This is a genomic window from Bacillus sp. JNUCC-22 (genome assembly GCF_018861275.1).
In the GTDB taxonomy this organism is placed as follows: domain Bacteria; phylum Bacillota; class Bacilli; order Bacillales; family Bacillaceae; genus Bacillus; species Bacillus velezensis.
In genome coordinates this window covers 2769460-2785021 of sequence record NZ_CP076408.1, presented here as the reverse complement: position 1 = coordinate 2785021, position 15562 = coordinate 2769460, and the positions used below count along the sequence as shown (strand labels likewise).

The following is a 15562-nucleotide window of genomic DNA, read 5'->3' as shown; positions in this document are numbered from 1 at the left end:
CAAAATCCCGCGCTGCTTTTGCTTTTTAAAATGAATGGGAATCAGGACGATAACACAAATTAAGGAAAGAAAATAACATTCCGTAAGACCGTGCCGTCCATTTGGCACAAATGAAATTTATCAGAAAATATCGACTTCATATTGTAAGCGGTACCAATGTGGATGTTGACTTGAAATGCTGAGTTGACAATGTTTAAATGGAAAAGTCAGATATTTTTTGGACTGCAGTTATGGTCTGGGAAAAAAGAACGAACAAACGAAGAAGAATTTTGATAGGAGCGTCATTTATGTCTAAAATTATTGCAATTAACGCAGGAAGCTCATCTTTAAAATTTCAGTTATTCGAAATGCCTTCAGAAAAGGTGCTAACAAAAGGTTTAGTAGAACGGATCGGTATCGCCGACAGCGTTTTCACAATCTCTGTTAACGGCGAAAAAAATACAGAAGTGACAGATATTCCGGATCATGCGGTTGCGGTGAAGATGCTGCTTCACAAGCTGACTGAATTCGGTATTATAAAGGATCTAAATGAAATTGACGGAATCGGCCACCGTGTGGTTCACGGCGGAGAAAAATTCAGCGATTCTGTTTTGCTTACGGATGAAACAATCCGTGAGATTGAAGAGATTTCAGAACTAGCGCCGCTTCACAACCCGGCTAACATCGTCGGCATTAAAGCCTTTAAAGAAGTGCTTCCGAATGTGCCTGCGGTTGCAGTGTTTGATACGGCGTTCCACCAAACGATGCCTGAACAATCCTACCTGTACAGCCTACCGTACGAATACTACGAGAAATACGGCATTCGCAAATACGGTTTCCACGGCACATCTCATAAATACGTGACACAGCGCGCAGCTGAGCTTCTCGGCCGCCCGCTTGAAGATTTGCGTCTGATTTCCTGTCACCTCGGTAACGGCGCAAGTATCGCGGCGGTAGAAGGCGGAAAATCCATTGATACGTCAATGGGCTTCACACCGCTTGCGGGTGTCGCGATGGGAACACGTTCAGGAAACATCGACCCTGCATTGATTCCGTACATTATGGAAAAAACGGATCAGACGGCAGATGAAGTATTAAATACGTTAAATAAAAAGAGCGGACTGCTTGGCGTATCCGGTTTCTCCAGCGACCTTCGCGATATCGTAGAAGCTTCAAAAGAAGGAAACGAAAGAGCGGAAACGGCTCTTGAAGTGTTTGCAAGCAGAATCCATAAATACATCGGTTCTTACGCTGCGAGAATGAGCGGCGTTGACGCGATTATTTTCACTGCGGGTATCGGTGAAAACAGCGTTGAAGTCAGAGAACGCGTGCTTCGCGGCTTAGAATTCATGGGTGTATATTGGGATCCTGCGCTGAACAACGTGCGCGGCGAGGAAGCGTTTATCAGCTACCCTCACTCTCCTGTCAAAGTCATGATCATTCCGACTGACGAAGAGGTCATGATCGCACGCGACGTTGTCCGCCTTGCACAGTAATGATCAAAAAAAGCACATCCTTTTAGGGTGTGCTTTTTTATTGAATGCCCCAGAATCAAACGTTACGATATGTTTATTACATAAACGATGAGGTGAAGCAATGAGTGTGCATGAACATAAACAAGAAGCCCCGTCAGCCGTGCGCTGCAAGGTGATTACAGTCAGCGACACGAGAACGAAAGAAACCGACAAGAGTGGGCGCGTCATGATGGACTTCCTCAGGGAAGCGGGATTTGAAACGGTCGCTTATGACATTGTTAAAGATGAAAAAGATGAATTGCAGAAAGCCGTTTTATCCGGCTGTATGGATGAATATACAGATGCGGTGCTGTTAAACGGAGGGACGGGCATTGCCGTAAGGGATGTCACAATTGAAGCGGTCACGCCGCTGTTTTCAAAAGAACTTCCGGGATTCGGCGAGCTGTTCCGCATGCTGAGCTATACGGAGGACATCGGTTCCGCCGCCATTTTGTCCAGAGCGGCAGCGGGTGTGATCCAAAATACCGCAGTCTTCTGCACGCCCGGCTCCTCAGGCGCCGTAAAGCTTGCAATGAGTAAACTGATTATTCCTGAACTGCCTCATGTGCTCCGGGAAATCCGAAAAGATTTATAAATGTATAAAAAGGCTCTGCTCCGCTCAAAAAATTGGGTGGGGTTTTTTTTATAAAAGGCTTGAAAAAACAGAATTTACTTGTTACAGTGTATACATACAAGATGCATTTTTATTAATTAAAACTAATTTTTATACAAAAGGGAGCTTTTAACATGGCAGAACAAAAAAAGGTTGTATTGGCATACTCAGGAGGTCTTGATACTTCTGTAGCGATAAAATGGCTGCAAGAACAGGGATACGATGTTGTTGCCTGCTGCTTAGACGTAGGGGAAGGAAAGGATTTGGCATTCGTTCAGCAAAAAGCGCTGGAAGTAGGCGCCGTAAATTCCTATGTGATTGATGCGAAAGAAGAATTCGCCCGGGAGTACGCGCTCATTTCTATGCAGGCCCATACAATGTATGAAGGCAAGTATCCGCTCGTATCTGCACTATCCCGTCCGTTGATCGCGAAAAAACTCGTTGAAGTCGCGGAAAAGGAAAACGCGGTGGCCGTAGCGCACGGCTGCACGGGAAAAGGCAACGATCAGGTGCGTTTCGAAGTATCCATTAAATCATTAAATCCTGATCTGGAGGTCATTGCTCCGGTCCGTGAGTGGCAATGGTCGCGTGAAGAAGAAATTGAATATGCCGCAAGCCGCGGCATACCGATTCCGATCAATCTTGACAGCCCGTATTCCATCGACCAGAACCTATGGGGACGCGCCAATGAATGCGGTATATTAGAAGACCCGTGGGCGGCGCCGCCTGAAGGGGCATATGACCTGACAGCATCTCTTGAAAACACGCCGGACGTTCCGGAAATCATCGAAATCGCATTTGAAGCCGGTGTTCCGGTTTCAATCGACGGCGTAACCTACCCGCTCGCTGATTTAATTCTCAAGCTGAACGAGACTGCCGGAAAACACGGCATCGGCCGGATTGACCATGTGGAAAACCGCCTGGTCGGCATTAAGTCCCGTGAAGTTTATGAGTGCCCGGGCGCCATGACTTTGATTACGGCTCACAAAGAACTTGAGGATCTGACTTTAGTGAAAGAAGTGGCCCATTTCAAACCGGCAATTGAACAAAAACTGTCTGAAATCATCTATAACGGTTTATGGTTCTCGCCGTTAAAAGACGCGCTGCTTGCATTCTTGAAAGAAACCCAAAAACACGTCACCGGCGTCGTGCGCGTCAAGCTGTTTAAAGGCCATGCCATTGTAGAAGGACGTAAGTCGGAATATTCACTCTACGATGAAAAACTTGCGACATATACAAAAGACGATGCTTTTGACCATCACGCGGCAATCGGTTTCATTGAGCTTTGGGGGCTGCCGACAAAAGTAAACAGCATTGTGAAAAAGAAGGAGCAGATTGAAGCATGAAGAAGCTTTGGGGAGGCCGTTTTCAAAAAACACCGGAAAAGTGGGTCGATGAGTTCGGCGCATCCATCACATTCGACCAAAACTTAGTCAAAGAGGATATTACAGGGTCTCTCGCTCATGCGGCAATGCTGAAAAAATGCGGCATTCTGACGGAAGAAGAAGAAGGCGCCATCCGACAGGGGCTGCAGACCCTCCTGCAAAAAGCAGATGAAGGAACGCTTGAATTCTCTGTTGATTATGAAGATATCCATTTGAATATTGAAAAAATGCTGATCGAAGAAATTGGACCGCTGGGCGGCAAGCTCCATACCGGCAGAAGCCGGAATGACCAGGTGGCGACCGACATGCATTTGTATTTGAAAGATCATGTCTCACATATCATCGTGCTGATTGAACAGTTCCAAAAAGCGCTGATCGAAAAAGCGGAGGCCAATGTCGAGACCATTCTGCCGGGGTACACCCATTTGCAGCGGGCTCAGCCGATTTCTTTCGCCCACCATCTGCTTGCTTATTTTTGGATGCTTGAACGGGATAAAGAGCGTTTTCGCGATGCTATGAAGCGGATTAACATATCGCCGCTCGGATGCGGGGCGCTTGCCGGAACCACGTTTCCGATAGACCGTAACTATTCGGCGGAGCTGCTCGGTTTTGACTCCATTTATGAGAACAGTCTTGACGGAGTCAGTGACAGAGATTTTATTCTCGAGTTTTTAAGCGGCAGCAGCATGCTGATGATGCACCTTTCGCGTTTATCAGAAGAAATCATTCTATGGTGCTCGCAGGAATTCAGGTTCATTGAACTGGATGATACGTATGCGACGGGAAGCAGCATGATGCCGCAGAAGAAAAACCCCGACATGGCGGAGCTGATCCGCGGTAAAACCGGACGCGTATACGGTGATATGATGGGGCTTTTCACGATTATGAAAGGGCTCCCGCTCGCTTACAACAAAGACCTGCAGGAAGATAAAGAAGGCATGTTTGACACGGTGAAAACCGTTGAAGGAAGCCTTCAGATTTTCACGGGCATGATTGAAACGATGAAAGTAAACAAAGACATCATGAAACAAGCGACAAAACAAGATTTTTCAAACGCGACGGAACTTGCCGATTATTTAGCTAAAAAAGGCATGCCGTTCAGAGAAGCGCATGAAGTGGTCGGCAAGCTTGTGTACAGCTGCATTGAAAAAGGAATCTATTTAAGTGATATGGCATTTGAAGAATTCCTTCAAGCCAGCAGTCTCTTTGAAGAAGACATCTATACCGTGCTCGATCCGCATCATGCGGTTGAAAAAAGAATGAGCGCCGGCGGAACGGGTTTTCAGCAGGTAGAACAGGCGCTCGTAAAAGCAAAAGCCTGCGCCGGCATTTAATTTGCTGAAATTTCCTTCATATTTTCCCGTCATATCAGACACCCTACATCTATAAAGATGGGAGGTAGAAGGAATGCGCAAAGAACAAGACCGTTACATCTATGATGAAAAAGAAAGTGAAGAAACGGCCAGGCTCATCTCAGAGGCATACGAAAGCGGTTATGTCGGCATGGAGGAAGCCTCTGCTCCTTCAGAAAATTAAGCTGTCTGTAAAGACGGCTTTTTTTTCGTGCGGACGAAGTGCAAAAAAGTGATATTGCCGTTTGTTTATAGTAAAGTAGAGGGAGAAACGTCTTGATTTTATTGAAGCGGCAACGTTGCCTGGGGAGGGTATTCAATGTGCGACATGCTCTAATCACTGCCGGTACAAAGGGATTGGGCCGAAAAGTGACTGAAATGCTTCTGGAAAAAGGCTTTTCTGTCACAGTGAATTACAGACAAGACGAAGAAGCGGTCGCCTGTCTGAAGGCGGATTATCCCGGGTGCCATGACAGATTGCAATTCGTTAAGGGCGATGTAACCCGGAAAGAAGATCTCATGCGGATCGCCGATGCAGCCCTTCAGCGGTTTGGAAGGATTGACATACTGATTAACAATGCCGGGCCGTACATATTTGAGCGCAAAAAGCTTGCCGATTACTCCGATGACGATTGGTATGACATGCTTGAAGGGAATTTAAGCGCCGTTTTCCATCTGTTTAAAGCGGTTATCCCGGTCATGAGACAGCAGCGGTTCGGCCGGATTATTACATACGGTTTTCAAGGAGCGGACCATGCCCCCGGCTGGCTTCACCGTTCCGCTTTCGGAGCGGCTAAAGTCGGATTGGCTTCGTTAACGAAAACCATTGCGATTGAAGAAGCTGAATCAGGCATTACGGCCAATATGGTCTGCCCGGGTGATATTGTAGGAGATATGAAAGAAGCGTCTATAGAGGAAGCAAGACGGAAAATCGGCAAAGAAAAGACGCCGATCGGCAGGTCCGGAACCGGAGAGGACATTGCGAGAATCATCGCCTTTTTATGTGAAGATGATTCCGATCTTGTAACCGGAACGGTCATTGAAGCAACAGGCGGGCTGAATGTGATTAACAGGCATCAATCCCTGTAAGTTTTTTCGTTTGTCAAAAAGGGAACTTGATAAATATTAATTTTTTATGAGGTGAAAACGATGAAAGTGACTTATCACGGACATTCTGTCATTCAAGTGGAAACGAAAACCCATAACATTATTTTTGATCCGTTTCTGACCGGAAACAGTCTGACAAATTTGAAACCGGAAGAAGTGAAAGCGGATGTCATCCTGCTTACTCACGGACACAATGACCATGTCGGAGATACAGAGCAGATCGCTAAACAAAACGATGCGCTCGTTATTGCGCCGAACGAGCTGGCCGTTTATCTCGGCTTTAAAGGTTTAAAGGTCCACCCGATGCATATCGGAGGGGCGCGCCAATTTGATTTCGGCAAAGTGAAACTGACACAGGCATTCCACGGATCGGCGGTCACTGATGAAGAAAACAAAACCATTACGTACACGGGGATGCCGGCTGGGATTTTATTGACGATTGACGGCAAAACGATTTTCCACGCCGGGGACACGGCGCTGTTCTCTGATATGAAACTGATCGGGGAACTGAATCACATTGACCTGGCGTTTCTGCCGATCGGTGATAACTTCACCATGGGCCCTGAAGATGCGAAACTCGCGGCTGAGTGGCTGAGAGCGAAACAGGTCGTTCCCGTCCATTACAATACATTCCCCGTCATTGAACAGGACCCTGACGCTTTCGCCGAAAGTCTGCCCGGAGGCGTCGGCAAAGTCATGGCGGTCGGCGAGACCATTGAGCTTGCCTGACATATGTGTCAAAGACCTTCTGAATCAAGCATTCAGAAGGTCTTTTTGTGATGCCGCCTTTTTTCGGGCGTCTCATTGCGAATGAATCCCCCGTACCCTTATAATAAAAGCAGAAGACTGTCCTTAGAGGTGAAACGCTTGGCAACAAAGCATGAACAAATCCTATCATACATAGATTCGCTTCCTGTCGGTGAAAAAATTTCGGTCAGAAGAATTGCGAAAGAAATGAAAGTCAGTGAAGGAACGGCTTACAGAGCCATTAAGGAAGCCGAAAACAAAGGATTCGTTTCCACTATTGAACGTGTGGGGACCATCCGGATTGAACAGAAGAAAAAAGAAAATATTGAAAAGCTGACATACGCCGAGGTCGTCAATGTGATAGACGGCCAGGTGCTCGGCGGAAAAGCCGGTCTGCATAAAACGTTGAATAAGTTTGTGATCGGCGCGATGGAGCTTGACGCGATGATGCGTTATACGGCGGCGGGGAACTTGTTAATCGTCGGGAACCGAATCAACGCCCACCGCCAGGCGCTTGAAGCGGGCGCGGCTGTTTTGGTAACGGGAGGGTTTAATACCGACGACAGCATTATCGAGCTGGCCGATATGCTTGAGCTTCCGATTCTCTCCACGAGCTACGATACCTTTACGGTAGCCGCGATGATCAACCGGGCGATCTATGATCAGCTCATAAAAAAAGAGATTGTGCTCGTGGAAGACATTTTGACGCCCGCAGATCGGACAGTGACGCTGTCCCCTAAGGATAAGCTGGAGAAATGGTACGAAAAAAACTATGAAACCGGACACGGCCGCTTCCCGGTGATCGATCAGCAGATGAAAATCCACGGAATCCTCACATCGAAAGATATCGCGGGGCATGACCGGTCAGTTCCGATTGAAAAAGTAATGACCAAAAACCCTGTCACGGTGATCGGGAAAACATCTGTCGCCTCAGCGGCTCAAATGATGGTTTGGGAAGGAATTGAAGTGCTTCCGGTGACAGACGGGCATCACAAACTGATCGGAATGATCAGCCGCCAGGATGTCTTAAAAGCGCTTCAAATGGTTCAAAAGCAGCCTCAGGTCGGGGAAAAGCTGGATGATATTGTTTCAAGGGGATTTAAAGAAGACGAAGATGACAAAACGCCGGCCGTTTATCAATATGAAGTCACGCCGCAAATGACCAATCAGCTCGGCACGATTTCTTACGGGGTGTTTACGACGATTTTAACCCAGGCCGCCAGCCGATTTTTACGTTCCCGCAAACGCGGCGAGCTGGTCATTGAAAGCATTACGATTTTCTTCCTGAAGCCCGTACAGATGGAGTCGGTCATTGAAGTGAAACCGCGCATTTTAGAGGCGGGCCGGAAATTCGGGAAAATGGAAGTGGAAGTGTCAAGCCAGAGCGGCATCGTTTCAAAAGCAATGCTCATGGTGCAGCTGATGGAGAGAAGTTAAGGGACGCACCCGGGTCCCTTGGCATTCATTATGCGTGGTCCCTCTCCGCTTCCTTTGCGTGGATGGGCTCATAATGCTTATAGGCTTTATACCCGGCCCATGTGCTGCCTGCTCCGATTAAAATGAAGACGCCGCCGATGACCAGGGTCAGGACGGAGTGAAACAGAATCATTTGGTTTACTCCGTACAAAAACACCAGCGCGCCTAATGCCATACTTGATTTAGCCGAAAAACATTCTTTTTCCAGCGCCCGTTTCGTCTGGATTCCTTTTACTTTGTAATACACGTAAAAGCAGGCAGAAAGCCCGATGAGAAAAACAAAAACCAGCATAAATGAAATCCTCCATTATATGAGTTTGCAAAACCGTTTATACCGTTGCTGAAAGATTTTCCTTTTCCATGGATAAAGAGTATGATTAAATGAATAAAAACGAAAAGGAGAAAGCGATGAAATCCGAACTGATCAGAACCATATCATTATATGACACCATTATCTTACATAGACATGTGAGGCCTGACCCGGACGCCTACGGTTCACAGTGCGGCCTTACGGAAATCCTGCGGGAAACGTATCCCGAAAAAAATATTTTTGCCGTCGGACAGCCTGAGCCGTCCTTGTCTTTTTTATATTCCCTCGATGAGGTGGATGACGAAACCTATAAAGATGCTCTTGTCATCGTGTGCGACACCGCAAACCAAGGCAGGGTCGACGATCAGCGCTACCATTCCGGCGCAAAGCTCATGAAAATAGACCACCATCCAAATGAAGATCCGTATGGCGATCTGTTATGGGTCGATACGAATGCAAGCTCCGTAAGCGAAATGATCTATGAGCTGTACCTGGAAGGAAAGCAGCACGGCTGGAAACTGAATACGAAAGCAGCTGAGCTGATCTACGCGGGTATCGTCGGTGATACGGGGCGTTTCTTATTCCCGAACACCACAAAAAAGACATTAAAATACGCGGGAGAGCTCATTGAGTTCCCATTTTCATCGTCAGAGCTGTTCAATCAATTGTATGAAACAAAATTAAATGTGGTGAAGCTTAACGGCTTTATTTATCAAAATGTGTCACTGTCTGAAAACGGCGTCGCTTCCGTGTTCATTAAAAAAGACATTTTGGAGACATATGGAACCACCGCTTCTGAAGCGTCGCAGCTTGTCGGAACACTCGGAAATATTTCGGGTATCCGCGCTTGGGTGTTTTTCGTAGAAGAAGACGATCAAATCAGAGTCCGGTTCCGTTCAAAAGGTCCGGTCATCAACGGAATTGCCCGGAAATACAATGGCGGCGGACATCCGCTTGCGGCCGGCGCATCCATCTTCAGCTGGGATGAAACCGATCAGATTCTTGCTGATCTGGAAGAGGTATGTAACGAACACAAGTAGAGGGGAGACCCTCTTTCTTAGTGTTCATCTGTCACGGGGATGAACCAGCAGCCGAAATCAGTCAGGTCTTCGTAGACGCGGAGATTACAGATTTGGAGTTCTTTTTTTATGAGGGAAGCGAGTGTGTCTGTTTCTGCATATGCGGAATAGCCTTGTCTGATTCGGGCTGCGTGATCTTTTGCCAAGCGTCGTTCACTAAAAACCTCCATTTTCCCTTCCTCCCTTCAGAATCATTGAAAATGTCTCATCTACAGTTTATAAAAAAGCGGAGAAAAAAGCGACAGATCTATGGAAAATTTTTAAAAATGACATAATTACGTCGCAAAAGAAATATGAATTTCGACAGACAATCTCGTATAAATCGTCAGTTCCTTTACTTCAGCTTTAAATTCCTTCTCATTTATGGTGTATATTTTGTTTTCGATCGTCCGTTTTAAAAGCTCCTTTGTTTTATACACGCTTTCAATATCTTTTGTGATGACTTCAGAAATATTATCTTTCACTTGTTCCTCAAATTTCATCTTGTCAGGCTGGGCGATTCTGTATTTTTCCCCATTGATCAGCTTCACATCAACACTTTGGATGAGAAGTCTTTGCTTATTATCCTCATTTAATTTATGAAGATCCTTCTGATAGATGGAGATTTGGTTTTTTAAATCCCGCGCGTGCTCACGCTGCTTTTCAATTAACGTCACTTGTTCTTCCTGAAACGTTCCGTATGTAAACAGAAAGAACAGCCAGCTGACGATAGCTCCGCACATCATTCCCGCGAAAAAACGTTGCCATCCCGGTTTTTTATAATACTCGGGAATTCTCATGATGACATATTCTCCTGGGTCAGCCATGAAATGATCAGCCAGCCGGTCTGCGCGCCGCCCATTGCTGAAATAATTAAAAGAAGCTGTTTGAAGATGTCGCGCGTGTTGCCTTCGAACAGCCCCCGCTCGAAACTGTATACCGCGTCAAATGTTCCCCCGATCGCCGCGACAAGTGCCCAGATCTTCAGCCTGTTCGCCAATTTTGTGATCGCCGTCAGCGGAGGCTCGCCTGATAAATAAGCTCCGAGGCCGCCGATCAGCGCGCCGCCGAGCAACACACCGAGGGCGATAAAATAACTGCTGATGAAATTCGCCATAAATCCGGCTTCCTGATCCATATATACACCACCTCACTTTTCTATCATATTGAGCGAAACGGACAAGTATGATGATGAGTCAAAAAAGAACATTTGTTTCTTAAGAAAACCCGTCTTATAATGTAGAAAGGCAAAATGAACGTATGGGAAAGGAGTGGCGGCATTGTCTTTTGTTCACCTGCAAGTACATAGCGGCTACAGTCTGTTAAACAGCGCCGCTTCTGTAAAAGAGCTTGTTACACAAGCGAAGGAACTCGGATATTCATCATTGGCGCTGACGGACGAAAATGTGATGTACGGCGCCATTGAGTTTTATAAAGCATGCAAATCAAACGGAATGAAGCCGATTATCGGTCTGACGGCTTCTATATACACGGACGATACGGAGCTTGAAGCACATCCGCTCATTCTTTTAGCAGAGACAAACACCGGATATCAGAACCTGGTGAAAATCTCAAGTGCGCTGCAATCCATGGCAAAGGGCGGCATGAAGCGAAAATGGATGAAGAGCTATCATGAGGGGCTGATCGCCATTACGCCCGGTGAAAACGGCTACATTGAAAGCCTGCTTCAAGCCGGGAAGTTTGAAGAAGCGGTCCGGGCTGCCGAAGGATTCCGGGAGCTGTTCGGAGACGGCCGTTTTTATTTAGGGTATCAGCCGTTTAAAGGACATGAGACGTTATCAGAAGAGATTCTCCGCCTGTCAGCCGAGACGGAAATCGCTGTCTGCGCTGCGGGGGATGTCCGTTATATCAAGAAAGAAGATCAAGATGCGTACCGCTGTCTGTGCGCTATTAAAGCCGGAGAGAAGTGGGAGGATCAGAGCGGGAATCTGCCGGACTTATACTTGAGGGCGCCTGAAGAAATGGCAGAGCTTTACACGCGGCATCCGGAAGCGATTGAAGCAGCCGCGCGTATCGCCCGGCAATGCCGGGTCGATGTCAGCCTCGGACAGACACAGCTTCCGTCTTTTCCGGCGCCGGACGGCAAATCAGCCGATGACTATTTGGCGGAGATCTGTCATGAGGGGCTGCGCCTCCGTTTCGGCACTCCTGATGAGCGCGCTGTCCGCCGGCTTGAATATGAGCTGGACGTCATCAGGCGCATGAAATTCAGTGATTATTTTCTCATCGTATGGGACTTTATGAAGTACGCGCATGAAAAGGGCATTGTGACAGGTCCGGGAAGAGGGTCCGCGGCAGGCTCGCTTGTCGCTTACTCCCTTTTCATTACCGACGTGGATCCGCTTAAACATTCTCTGCTGTTTGAGAGATTTCTTAATCCCGAGCGGATCAGCATGCCGGATATTGATATCGATTTCCCTGATACGAGAAGGGATGAGGTCATTCAGTATGTACAAAATAAGTACGGGGCCATGCACGTCGCCCAGATTATCACCTTCGGGACATTGGCCGCAAAGGCGGCGTTAAGGGATACCGGGAGAGTGTTCGGAATCAGCCCGAAAGAAGCCGACCAGCTTGCCCGCCTGATTCCGTCAAAACCGGGAATGACGCTTGATGAAGCGAGGCGGCAGTCCGCTCAGCTGAACAGGAGGCTGTCCGAATCCGCCGTTCTTCATAAAGTGTTTCAGATCGCAAGGAAAATTGAAGGTCTTCCGCGGCACACGTCAACACACGCGGCGGGGGTCGTTCTCAGTAAAGAGCCGCTTTCTGAAGTTGTCCCTCTTCAAGAAGGGCATGACGGCGTGTATTTAACGCAGTATGCGATGGATCACTTGGAAGATCTCGGTCTTTTAAAAATGGACTTTTTAGGTTTGCGCAACTTGACGCTTATTGAATCCATTAAAACGATGATTGAAAAAGAGACGAATACGAAAATTGATTTTTCCGAGATTTCTTATCAGGATGAAAAAACGTTCTCGCTATTGTCAAACGGTGATACGACGGGTATTTTCCAGCTGGAATCATCAGGAATGAGAAACGTGCTGAAGCGCCTGAAGCCGTCAAGACTGGAAGACATTGTCGCGGTTAACGCGCTTTACAGGCCGGGACCGATGGAAAATATTCCGTTATTTATCGACCGGAAGCACGGCCGCGCGCGTGTGGAAGTGCCGCACGAGGACGTAAGAAATATTCTCAGTGACACTTACGGCGTCATCGTCTATCAAGAGCAGATAATGATGATCGCCTCGCGCATGGCAGGGTTTTCATTAGGTGAAGCGGATCTGCTCAGACGGGCTGTCAGCAAAAAGCAAAAGGACATTCTGGACAGAGAGCGAAGCCATTTTGTTGAAGGGTGCTTAAAAAAGGAGTATTCTGTAGTCACTGCAAACGAGGTCTACGATCTGATTGTAAAATTCGCTAACTACGGATTCAACAGAAGCCATGCTGTCGCATACAGCATGATCGGCTATCAGCTAGCCTATTTAAAAGCGCATTATCCGTTATATTTTATGTGCGGGCTGTTGACGAGCGTCATCGGCAATGAGGACAAAATATCGCAATATCTGCATGAAGCGAAGGGGAGCGGGATTCAAGTCCTTCCGCCGTCAATAAACAAAAGCGGTTTTCCGTTTGCGCCGGAAAACGGAGCCGTCAGATACAGTTTGCGGGCCGTTAAAAACGTAGGCGTCTCGGCAGTGAAAGATATTTATAAAGCAAGAACACATAAACCGTTCGAGGATCTTTTCGATTTCTGCTTTCGCGTACCCGCAAAAAGCGTGAATCGGAAAACCATCGAAGCCCTTATATTTTCTGGGGCCATGGACGAATTCAATCAAAATCGCGCCGCCTTGCTGGCCTCCGTTGATGTGGCTTTAGAGCACGCTGAACTTTTTCGTGCAGACGATGACCAAATGGGATTGTTTTTGGAAGAATCGTTCTCCATTAAGCCAAAATATGTAGAGGCTGAGGAATTTCCGCTCGTGGACAAGCTTCGGTTCGAAAAAGAAGCTCTCGGTGTTTATTTCTCAAGCCATCCTTTGTCTGCTTTCAGGGATCTCCTGAACAAACGGGGGGCGCAAGCGATCACAGCAGCGCGGCAGATGCCGAAGGGGCAGCTGTCAATCGGCGCTTTGCTCGCGGGCATCAAAACGATTCGGACAAAGACAGGTCAGCATATGGCGTTTCTCACATTAAGCGATGAAACGGGAGAAATGGAAGCCGTCGTGTTTCCTGACCAATATAGAAGGCTGTCTCCGCTGTTAAAGGAAGGCGCGCTTTTATTCGCCGCCGGAAAAATGGAAGAGCGTCAGGAGAAGACACAATTCATCATGTCATCCGCCTCTCTTCTTGAGCAGACGGAGGCAGACAGAGCGCCGTCTGTTTACATCAAAATCGAAGGCAGCCGGCACAATCAGGAGTTTTTGGAAAAGATGAAGCGTATTTTACTGGAGCATAAAGGGGAAACCGGCGTTTATCTTTATTATGAAAAAGACAAGCAGACGATCAGGCTGCCGGATACTTTTCATATTCAGGCGGACCATCAGGCGTTATACCGTTTAAAAGAGCTGCTGGGCCGCGAAAACGTCGTGTTAAAATAGTGGTAACAATAATCGTTTTGTTATACAATTGAAACAATTGTGCTATCTTATTTAAAGATTCTGAAATTTTTCACCTCCAGCGATTGTACCAGTCTATGCGGCAGAATATGTAACAAAGTACTTAAAAGGAGTGTTTAGAATGTCATTAAGAGAAGAAGCGTTACATTTACACAAAGTAAATCAAGGAAAGCTGGAATCAAAAGCAAAGGTAGAAGTCAGAAATGCAGATGACTTAAGCCTTGCCTACTCTCCCGGAGTAGCTGAGCCTTGTAAAGAGATTTATGACGATAAAAACAAAGTATATGATTATACAATGAAGGGGAACATGGTAGCAGTCGTAACAGACGGATCAGCCGTTCTCGGTCTCGGTAATATCGGGCCTGAAGCTTCACTTCCGGTCATGGAAGGGAAAGCGGTGCTGTTCAAAAGTTTCGCGGGCGTGGATGCATTCCCGATCGCGCTTGACACAAACGATGTGGACAAAATCATTGACACTGTAAAGCTGCTTGCACCGACATTCGGCGGTGTCAACCTTGAAGATATTGCGGCGCCGAACTGCTTCATTATCGAAGAGCGCCTGAAAAAAGAAACAAACATCCCGGTTTTCCACGATGATCAGCACGGCACTGCCATCGTAACCGTTGCCGGACTTGTAAACGCGCTGAAATTATCAGGAAAATCCATGTCATCCATTAAAGTTGTGGCAAACGGAGCGGGAGCGGCAGGCATCGCGATCATCAAGCTTCTTTACCATTTCGGCGTACGCAACATCGTAATGTGCGACTCTAAAGGGGCGATTTACGAAGGGCGTCCGGCCGGCATGAACGCAGTGAAAAACGAAGTGGCGAAGTTTACAAACCAAGACCGCAACGACGGTTCGCTTCAGGATGTCATTAAAGATGCAGACGTCTTTATCGGCGTATCAGTCGAAGGCGCGCTGACGAAAGAAATGGTGGAAAGCATGGCGAAAGATCCGATTATCTTCGCAATGGCCAACCCGAATCCGGAAATCATGCCTGAAGACGCGCGCGCAGCCGGCGCAAGCGTAATCGGAACAGGCCGTTCTGATTTCCCGAACCAGGTCAACAATGTTCTGGCATTCCCTGGAATTTTCCGCGGGGCGCTTGACGTTCGCGCGACTCACATCAACGAAGAAATGAAAATTGCTGCGGTTGAAGCGATTGCTTCCCTTGTTTCAGAGGAAGACTTAAGCGCTGATTATGTCATCCCGGCTCCATTTGACAAACGTGTGGCTCCTGCCGTTGCGAAAGCTGTTGCGAAAGCAGCGATGGAAACGGGCGTCGCCAGAATTACGGTCGATCCTGAGGAAGTGGCTGAAAAAACAAGACAGCTCACGGTTATCGGCGAATAATAACACAAAAATGAAATGGCAGCGCGTTGG

The 15562-nt window shown here is 47.3% G+C and carries 15 protein-coding genes; 11 read left to right on the top strand and 4 right to left on the bottom strand.

The window, feature by feature from the left end; translation table 11 throughout:
* Positions 1-287: 287 nt before the first annotated feature.
* The 8 genes from JNUCC22_RS13425 to JNUCC22_RS13395 all read left to right on the top strand — a co-directional run bounded on the left by JNUCC22_RS13425 (position 288) and on the right by JNUCC22_RS13395 (position 8134).
* Positions 288-1475 carry an acetate kinase gene (locus JNUCC22_RS13425; protein WP_007408053.1) on the top strand — a complete coding sequence of 396 codons (1188 nt, stop codon included), beginning with the start codon at positions 288-290 and terminating at the stop codon, positions 1473-1475.
* Positions 1476-1575: 100 nt separating this feature from the next.
* Positions 1576-2088 carry a MogA/MoaB family molybdenum cofactor biosynthesis protein gene (locus JNUCC22_RS13420; protein ID WP_216061795.1) on the top strand — a complete coding sequence of 171 codons (513 nt, stop codon included), beginning with the start codon at positions 1576-1578 and terminating at the stop codon, positions 2086-2088.
* 152 nt (positions 2089-2240) lie between these two features.
* The gene (locus tag JNUCC22_RS13415) at positions 2241-3452 is read left to right on the top strand and encodes an argininosuccinate synthase (protein ID WP_003152428.1); all 1212 of its coding nucleotides are present in this window, start codon (positions 2241-2243) and stop codon (positions 3450-3452) included.
* Complete coding sequence (gene argH, locus JNUCC22_RS13410; protein ID WP_039254221.1) at positions 3449-4825, top strand: argininosuccinate lyase; 1377 nt, start codon at positions 3449-3451, stop codon at positions 4823-4825. The genes JNUCC22_RS13415 and argH overlap by 4 nt, the downstream gene beginning before the upstream one ends.
* A 73-nt stretch (positions 4826-4898) precedes the next feature.
* Positions 4899-5027 carry a hypothetical protein gene (locus JNUCC22_RS19635; protein WP_007408056.1) on the top strand — a complete coding sequence of 43 codons (129 nt, stop codon included), beginning with the start codon at positions 4899-4901 and terminating at the stop codon, positions 5025-5027.
* Positions 5028-5164: 137 nt separating this feature from the next.
* Positions 5165-5932 carry an SDR family oxidoreductase gene (locus tag JNUCC22_RS13405; protein WP_216061794.1) on the top strand — a complete coding sequence of 256 codons (768 nt, stop codon included), beginning with the start codon at positions 5165-5167 and terminating at the stop codon, positions 5930-5932.
* Between the two features lie 60 nt (positions 5933-5992).
* Positions 5993-6679 carry a metal-dependent hydrolase gene (locus tag JNUCC22_RS13400; RefSeq protein WP_007408057.1) on the top strand — a complete coding sequence of 229 codons (687 nt, stop codon included), beginning with the start codon at positions 5993-5995 and terminating at the stop codon, positions 6677-6679.
* 138 nt (positions 6680-6817) lie between these two features.
* Positions 6818-8134, top strand: a complete 1317-nt coding sequence (locus JNUCC22_RS13395) for a CBS domain-containing protein (protein WP_012118175.1) — start codon at positions 6818-6820, stop codon at positions 8132-8134.
* Positions 8135-8162: 28 nt separating this feature from the next.
* Here JNUCC22_RS13395 and JNUCC22_RS13390 read toward each other — a convergent pair whose 3' ends face one another.
* Positions 8163-8465, bottom strand: coding sequence for a YtpI family protein (locus JNUCC22_RS13390; protein ID WP_216061793.1), 303 nt, complete (start codon positions 8463-8465; stop codon positions 8163-8165).
* 116 nt (positions 8466-8581) lie between these two features.
* Between JNUCC22_RS13390 and JNUCC22_RS13385 the strand changes: the two genes are divergently transcribed.
* Positions 8582-9523 (top strand): DHH family phosphoesterase, encoded by a 942-nt coding sequence (locus tag JNUCC22_RS13385; RefSeq protein ID WP_003152435.1) that lies wholly within the window; start codon positions 8582-8584, stop codon positions 9521-9523.
* Positions 9524-9540: 17 nt separating this feature from the next.
* On the opposite strand, the gene JNUCC22_RS13380 is transcribed toward JNUCC22_RS13385, so the two are convergent.
* The 3 genes from JNUCC22_RS13380 to JNUCC22_RS13370 form a co-directional block, all read right to left on the bottom strand.
* A complete protein-coding gene (locus tag JNUCC22_RS13380) occupies positions 9541-9732 on the bottom strand; it encodes a YtzJ family protein (RefSeq protein ID WP_007408061.1) in 192 nt (63 codons plus the stop codon).
* Positions 9733-9837: 105 nt separating this feature from the next.
* The gene (gene ytrI / locus JNUCC22_RS13375; RefSeq protein WP_007408062.1) at positions 9838-10341 is read right to left on the bottom strand and encodes a sporulation membrane protein YtrI; all 504 of its coding nucleotides are present in this window, start codon (positions 10339-10341) and stop codon (positions 9838-9840) included.
* Positions 10338-10679: a sporulation membrane protein YtrH gene (locus tag JNUCC22_RS13370; protein ID WP_003152438.1), complete on the bottom strand. Its 342-nt coding sequence runs from the start codon at positions 10677-10679 to the stop codon at positions 10338-10340. Before JNUCC22_RS13370 ends, ytrI begins: the two co-directional genes overlap by 4 nt.
* Before the next feature lie 142 nt (positions 10680-10821).
* Here JNUCC22_RS13370 and dnaE point away from each other — a divergent pair, with 142 nt between their 5' ends.
* Positions 10822-14160, top strand: a complete 3339-nt coding sequence (dnaE, locus tag JNUCC22_RS13365) for a DNA polymerase III subunit alpha (RefSeq protein ID WP_038464148.1) — start codon at positions 10822-10824, stop codon at positions 14158-14160.
* Between the two features lie 139 nt (positions 14161-14299).
* The gene (locus JNUCC22_RS13360) at positions 14300-15532 is read left to right on the top strand and encodes an NADP-dependent malic enzyme (RefSeq protein ID WP_038464145.1); all 1233 of its coding nucleotides are present in this window, start codon (positions 14300-14302) and stop codon (positions 15530-15532) included.
* The last annotated feature ends 30 nt before the right edge of the window (positions 15533-15562 follow it).